The 5,622-nt window shown below is 64.0% G+C and carries 8 protein-coding genes; 6 read left to right on the plus strand and 2 right to left on the minus strand.

Annotation, left to right across the window (positions count from 1 at the left end):
- Window positions 1–368 precede the first annotated feature (368 nt).
- From ACI944_RS10970 to ACI944_RS10985, 4 genes are all read left to right on the plus strand, one after another.
- Window positions 369–704 (plus strand): DUF5802 family protein, encoded by a 336-nt coding sequence (locus ACI944_RS10970; protein ID WP_411719091.1) that lies wholly within the window; start codon window positions 369–371, stop codon window positions 702–704.
- A gap of 24 nt (window positions 705–728) precedes the next feature.
- Window positions 729–1,619 (plus strand): Vms1/Ankzf1 family peptidyl-tRNA hydrolase, encoded by an 891-nt coding sequence (locus tag ACI944_RS10975; RefSeq protein WP_411719092.1) that lies wholly within the window; start codon window positions 729–731, stop codon window positions 1,617–1,619.
- A 114-nt stretch (window positions 1,620–1,733) separates the two neighbouring features.
- Window positions 1,734–2,756 carry a DUF1611 domain-containing protein gene (locus ACI944_RS10980; protein WP_411719093.1) on the plus strand — a complete coding sequence of 341 codons (1,023 nt, stop codon included), beginning with the start codon at window positions 1,734–1,736 and terminating at the stop codon, window positions 2,754–2,756.
- Window positions 2,757–2,769: 13 nt separating this feature from the next.
- Window positions 2,770–3,807 carry a dipeptide epimerase gene (locus tag ACI944_RS10985; RefSeq protein WP_411719094.1) on the plus strand — a complete coding sequence of 346 codons (1,038 nt, stop codon included), beginning with the start codon at window positions 2,770–2,772 and terminating at the stop codon, window positions 3,805–3,807.
- 55 nt (window positions 3,808–3,862) lie between these two features.
- Here ACI944_RS10985 and ACI944_RS10990 read toward each other — a convergent pair whose 3' ends face one another.
- On the minus strand, window positions 3,863–4,057 hold the full coding sequence (locus tag ACI944_RS10990; RefSeq protein WP_411719095.1) for a hypothetical protein: 195 nt from the start codon (window positions 4,055–4,057) through the stop codon (window positions 3,863–3,865).
- Window positions 4,058–4,548: 491 nt separating this feature from the next.
- Between ACI944_RS10990 and ACI944_RS10995 the strand changes: the two genes are divergently transcribed.
- Window positions 4,549–4,902 carry a hypothetical protein gene (locus ACI944_RS10995; RefSeq protein ID WP_411719096.1) on the plus strand — a complete coding sequence of 118 codons (354 nt, stop codon included), beginning with the start codon at window positions 4,549–4,551 and terminating at the stop codon, window positions 4,900–4,902.
- 126 nt (window positions 4,903–5,028) lie between these two features.
- On the plus strand, window positions 5,029–5,208 hold the full coding sequence (locus ACI944_RS11000; protein WP_411719097.1) for a hypothetical protein: 180 nt from the start codon (window positions 5,029–5,031) through the stop codon (window positions 5,206–5,208).
- Between the two features lie 189 nt (window positions 5,209–5,397).
- Here ACI944_RS11000 and ACI944_RS11005 read toward each other — a convergent pair.
- The coding region (locus tag ACI944_RS11005; protein WP_411719098.1) for a hypothetical protein at window positions 5,398–5,622 on the minus strand (225 nt) is incomplete at its 5' end.

Below are 5,622 nucleotides of genomic sequence, written 5' to 3' on the forward strand. Positions count from 1 at the left end.
CGACGAAATCTCGGTGCCGAGTGAGGCGTTCTGGGCGCGTTGGGTGCCGTTGTCGGGTGCCTCGGCCGCGCCCACGGGGCCGGCTACACCGGCCAGCGAGACTACTCCAACAGCGACGAGCGCGGTGAGCACGCAGACACCGGCCGTACCTCGGTGCATTGCCTGTGAATAAGTCCGGTATCGGATAAAAACCCCCGCACCGTTCGGACCGTTCAACCGACCCGATCGAGCCGGCGAGCGCGCTCGAAATCGTTTATACTCCTTTTTCTGCCTCGTTCGATGAGGCTGATCCCGCGACGCTACCGGTAACGGGAGCTAAATTTCGAGTAACGCTTATATGTGTTAACACATAACATTCACATGACCGCATGTTCGAACAGTTCTCAAGCGGCTACTACCTGGGGCGGCTCTACGTCGAGCCCTACGTCGGTGACCGGGCTGTTATCAATCGCGATCATCACGAACAGGTTGCCGAACAACTCTATGAGTCCGATGACGAGCCACTCGTGATGAAGATCGGTTCGACGCACGTCGCGGTCCACGGAGCCGACGACGTTCCCGGTCGGACCGTGGCGCTGCCCGAGTCAGCCCTCTCGGCGACTGGGACAGATAACCCCCCGGCACTCAGGGAAGTGTTTCTCGCGAAAGCCGACCGCGCTCGCCAACTGCTTGAGTTCGATCCCGACGGTCCCGCGGGATTTTAATCGGCGGCGCCCCTCGGTCCGGCGATGCTCGACGACCTTCTCGGCCGGACCGAACTGAAAGAGCGGATCGAGGCGCTTGAGGAGCGCCGCAACCGGCTGGAAGCCCGCCTCGAAGCTGAAAGCGAGCGCCGCGCCGACGCGGTCAGCGACAAGCAGGCCGCTGAGGAGCGCGCGAACCGCCTCGAGGATCGGATCGCCGGTCTTGAGGGCCGAGTTGAGGCGGCCGGATCGGCAGCCGACGACGCCGCCTCAGTTGGATTCAGACACGAGGAGACCCTCCGTGGCGGCCGCACAGACGCGGTCCTCGATCGGCTCGCGTCCTTCGAGGGGGGGCCCAAGAGCGTGCTCACCGCCGTCGTGGAGGACGATCCTCCGGCGGCGGTGCGCGACCTGCTCGGGGAGCGGGCCCCGTTGGTCGGGCGGGCGGCCCCGTGTATCGTCTGTGCCGACGACGCTGGCCTGCTCGCGGTGGCGCTTCGACCCCCTGTGACCCCCGACCCGTTCATCGAGCAAGCCTCGACGCCGCGTCTCGACCGTTCGTGGTTTCGCCCGACCGGACGGTTCGCGCTGGCGCTCGTCCGGTCGGACATCTTTGCGGTCGGCGTCTACGAGGGCGACGAGCGCGTCGCCTACGAGGGCTTCGAGAGCCCGATTAAAAGCGATCACTCCAAGGGCGGATTCTCGCAGGCGCGCTTCGAGCGGCTTCGGGACGAGCAGATCGCCACCCACGTCGAAAAGTGCTCGAAGACGCTTGATTCGGTCGACCCGGACCAACGCTACGTAGTCGGCGACCGCCGGCTGATCGGTGAGTTCGACGCCGACGCGACGGCTGCCGTCGACGCGACCGGGAAACCGGAGTCGGCGCTGGCCGAGGCCTTTTCGGACTTTTGGTCCGTCCGCCTCTACGGGCTGTGACGCTCTCGTCGGCGTCCGGGCTGCATCCGGCTCAACGGCACACGCGTCCGACACCCGACCGCTCCGTGGTTTCGGAGTAGTGGAATTATAACCGGCGGCGGCCTCCGGGTATGCATGCGAGTCGTAATCCTTGCCCACGAGCAGTTTCCCGACCGGGCCAAGACGGCGGTCGGCGTCCTCCGCTACGGCGATCAGGAGGTCGTCGCGGTCCTCGATCGCAAGACCGCGGGGACTACTGTCGGCGATCAGCTTCCCGGCGTCGGGGCGGACGACGTGCCGGTCGTCGACGGAGTCGATGACGCCCCCGAGTTCGACGCCCTGTTGATCGGGATCGCCCCCATCGGCGGCGGTTTCGAGGCGTCCTGGCGGCCGGACGTTCGTGCGGCGATCGAACGTGGGGCGGACGTCGTCTCGGGCCTTCATTACTTTCTCGGCGACGACGAGGAGTTCGCGGCGCTGGCCGAGGAGTACGGCGTCCAGTTGCGCGATGTTCGGACGCCGCCGGAAAATCTCACCGTCGCCGAGGGGATCGTTCGCGACCTCGATGTCGAGGTGGTCCTGACGGTCGGGACCGACTGTTCGACCGGCAAGATGACGACAACGCTGGAACTTGTCGAGGCCGCCCGCGAGGCCGGGATGAACGCGGGGTTCGTCCCGACCGGCCAGACCGGCATCGTGCTCGCCGGCGGCGGGATTCCGATCGACCGGACGGTGAGCGATTTCACCAACGGGGCGGTTGAGCGATCGATCTGCGAGCGCGCCGAGGAGTACGACTACCTCTTCGTCGAGGGGCAGGGTTCGATCGTCCACCCGGCGTACTCGGCGGTCACCTGCGGCATCCTCCACGGTGCCCAACCGGAGCATCTCGTCCTCTGTCACGAGGCCGGCCGCGAGGCGATCCACGGCTACGAGTCATTCTCTATCCCCGATCCGGCCGCCGTCGCGGAGCTATACACCGACCTCGCCGACGCGGTCGCGCCGACGGAGCTGCTCGGTGGTGCATTGAACACCGCCGACCTCGACGAGGGACCCGCCGAACGGGCGATCGACGCCTACGGCGAGTCGCTCGGCGTGCCAGCCGTCGACCCCGTCCGCGAGGGGGCCGACGCGATCCTTGCGGAACTGATCGACGAATGAGGAGGGTAGAGTGATGCGAATCGAAACCAACTTTGAGGCGGTCGACCTATCTCTTGAGGTCCCGTTCAGGATCTCGCGGGGAACGACGGCGACGACAGAGAACGTCGTCGTGACGCTGACGGCCGAGGGCGAAACGGGCTACGGGGCGGCAGCGCCCTCGCGGCACTACGGCGAGACGATCGGCACCGTCGAGACGCTGTTGCCGGAGCTGCTCGCGGCCGTCAAATCGGTCGGTGATCCCCACGCCCGGCGGACAATCGCGGATCGGATGACCGATGTCGTTCGCGACAACCCGGCCGCGAGGGCCGCCGTCGATATCGCACTGTGGGATCTCGCCGGCAAGCTCCTCGGCGAACCGGTCTATCGGTTGCTCGGGCTCTCCGCTGAGGGGGCGTGCCCGCCGACCTCGTTTACGATTGGCCTGGACAGAACGGATGCGATGGCTGACCGCGCCGCGGCGGCGGTCGAGGCCGGCTACCCAGTTCTGAAGGTGAAACTCGGAACCAATCGCGACATCGAGATCGTCGAGGCAATCCGGGCCGCCGCGCCCGACGCGACGATCCGTGTCGACGCCAATGGAGCGTGGCGACCGAAGAAGGCGGTCCGAAACTGTCGGGCACTCTCTGCCTTCGACGTCGAATTCGTCGAACAGCCGGTGTCGGCGACGGACCCAGCGGGGTTGGCGCACGTCCACGGGCGCTCGCCGCTCCCAGTCGTGGCCGACGAATCCTGTCTCACCGCCGCCGATATCCCGGCGGTCGCCGACCGCTGTGACATCGTGAACCTGAAACTGATGAAAACCGGCGGGTTGACGCCCGCAGTTGAGGTCATCCATGCGGCCCGCGCGCACGGTCTCGGCGTGATGTGTGGGTGTATGATCGAGACCGACGCCGCGATTTCGGGCGCCGCCCACCTGCTCCCACTACTCGATTATGCGGATCTCGATGGCTCGTTGCTGCTTGAGGACGACCCTTACGCCGGTGTGTCGGTCGACTCCGGGCGGTTCGATCTTACTGCGGTCGCTGCTGGAACCGGTGTTGCGCCGAAATAAGCCTCTCGACGAGTCGAAATACATCAGTGCCACGCTGACCGGCTTTTTACCGGCGTCACGTCGGCGGGACGACAAAGAGCGACACGGAGACGAGCACCGCAGCCACGAGCCCGCCGATAGCGAGCCCAGCGATAGTCGGGATGCTAGAGAGCCACCCTACCGCAGCGCCGCCCACGAGGGGTGCCGGCATCGCGGCCAGCAGGCCGTCGTACCGCGTCGGTGTCGGTGCCGAGGTCGACGGTCTGGTCACACTACCGTCTTTTATCGCGATCTAATTAAATCTAATTACTCGCGCCCCGGCGCTCACCGGCGTCAAAAACCGGCGATTGATTCGTCCGACCCGATCAGAGAGAAACGGAGCCGACTCAACGCAAGGGGGAACGGAGATGTCACCGGCCGGGCCGAAATACAGTTTCACCAACAGTTTAATACGGGCAACACGTTCGCACGGTGACTCAGCATGAACGGACACCGAGTTGAGCGTACCGACACACTCCGTTGGACGCCACAGACGATCGGATCACCGACGGTCGACCCCAGAATAATTAAGATTCTGTCGCCCGAAACCATCGATGAGAGGCCCCGGGACCCCCATCGGGAGGATACTACTGGCTGTCCCGTGTCCTGACGGAAGGTCGGAACCTGTGAGTTCGATACCGCCTGCACGCCGCGGGCAGAAAACGATAGCAGTGCTGTACCCTCAAGTGGGCCGCCCCAAGTTCGATTCTCGGGTGAGGGCATGTGACAGCAGAACACGGCGGAACGGACCACGAAATAGCGGTCGAAACCTGGCAGTTGAGCACGGAGATGCTCCCCAGAGTCAAACCGACGGGATGGTGCGAAACGACGGATCGATTGCGCGAGACGATGTGTTTGCTCATCGAAACCGCAGTCGATGGCGTCGAATCGGTCGAGCCGTACGAGGGGCGGGCCACCGAGCGCGAACGCTACCGGGCGACGCTGTCGACCGACGAGGTCGATCACGACCGGATCGAGGTCGTGACAGCGTCGGCCACCGACGGTCCCCCCACCCGTCACGAGGGTGAATCAACGACTGAGACGTTCGACGTAGACGACGCCCTCAGCGACCTCTGATATCGGGCCGCACTCCGTTTGATCCGTCCGATTCCACCTCCGTTCGGTACTAGTTGGGTAATTGACAATGCAGTAGATCTGCACGTTCACCGGAGTTATTTATCAGCGTCAAATGTTCGTCTAATCATGAGTGATACTATCACTTGCTCCGGGTGCGGTGAAGAAGTCGACTCGATCGAACAACTCGGGGAGAGCCACTCGGTTCCCGAGATCGAAGCCGAGGAGGATGGTTCGATCTCGCTGTTCGGGAACAGAGACCTGTTCCTGTGCAAGAACTGCAAAAACCCGTTAGGGATGCGAAAGTAGCTCATCAGTGGCTATCTGGGGGTATCGGTCGACCACAGCGACAGCGAGGCGAACGCCGACGACTTATGCAGGTAGAGACCAACCCACACCTCGCGGAACCGCTTTGGGGGAGGCGCGCTACATCTTCCAGTCGGACACCTACAGATAGGGATAAACTATGCTACCCCGATACGCTGTCTGAACACCCGGTTATATGTCTTCAACGGGGTGTGGGCTCTCCTTGAGATACTCGCTGGCCCGCCTGAACGCCGGATCAACGGCCTCGTATTTCGCCAAGTGTGTCCACCCGCCATCCGGTGTAGCCGTGTAGACATCAAATCCGCCCCCGCGATATTCGTGTGACTCCACGTACAACTCCTCTTGAACCGAGCCCTCGGAGTCGAGTAACAGCCAAATCCCGAGTTCCTTGCCGCC

The organism is Natronomonas sp. (assembly GCF_046710025.1).
GTDB lineage: Archaea > Halobacteriota > Halobacteria > Halobacteriales > Haloarculaceae > Natronomonas.

Excerpts from the sequence above, each read along its gene's own strand:
- ACI944_RS10970 (WP_411719091.1), top strand. The coding sequence starts at position 369 with ATGTTCGAACAGTTCTCAAGCGGCTACTACCTGGGGCGGCTCTACGTC.
- ACI944_RS10975 (WP_411719092.1), top strand. The coding sequence starts at position 729 with ATGCTCGACGACCTTCTCGGCCGGACCGAACTGAAAGAGCGGATCGAG.
- ACI944_RS10980 (WP_411719093.1), top strand. The coding sequence starts at position 1,734 with ATGCGAGTCGTAATCCTTGCCCACGAGCAGTTTCCCGACCGGGCCAAG.
- ACI944_RS10985 (WP_411719094.1), top strand. The coding sequence starts at position 2,770 with ATGCGAATCGAAACCAACTTTGAGGCGGTCGACCTATCTCTTGAGGTC.
- ACI944_RS11000 (WP_411719097.1), top strand. The coding sequence starts at position 5,029 with ATGAGTGATACTATCACTTGCTCCGGGTGCGGTGAAGAAGTCGACTCG.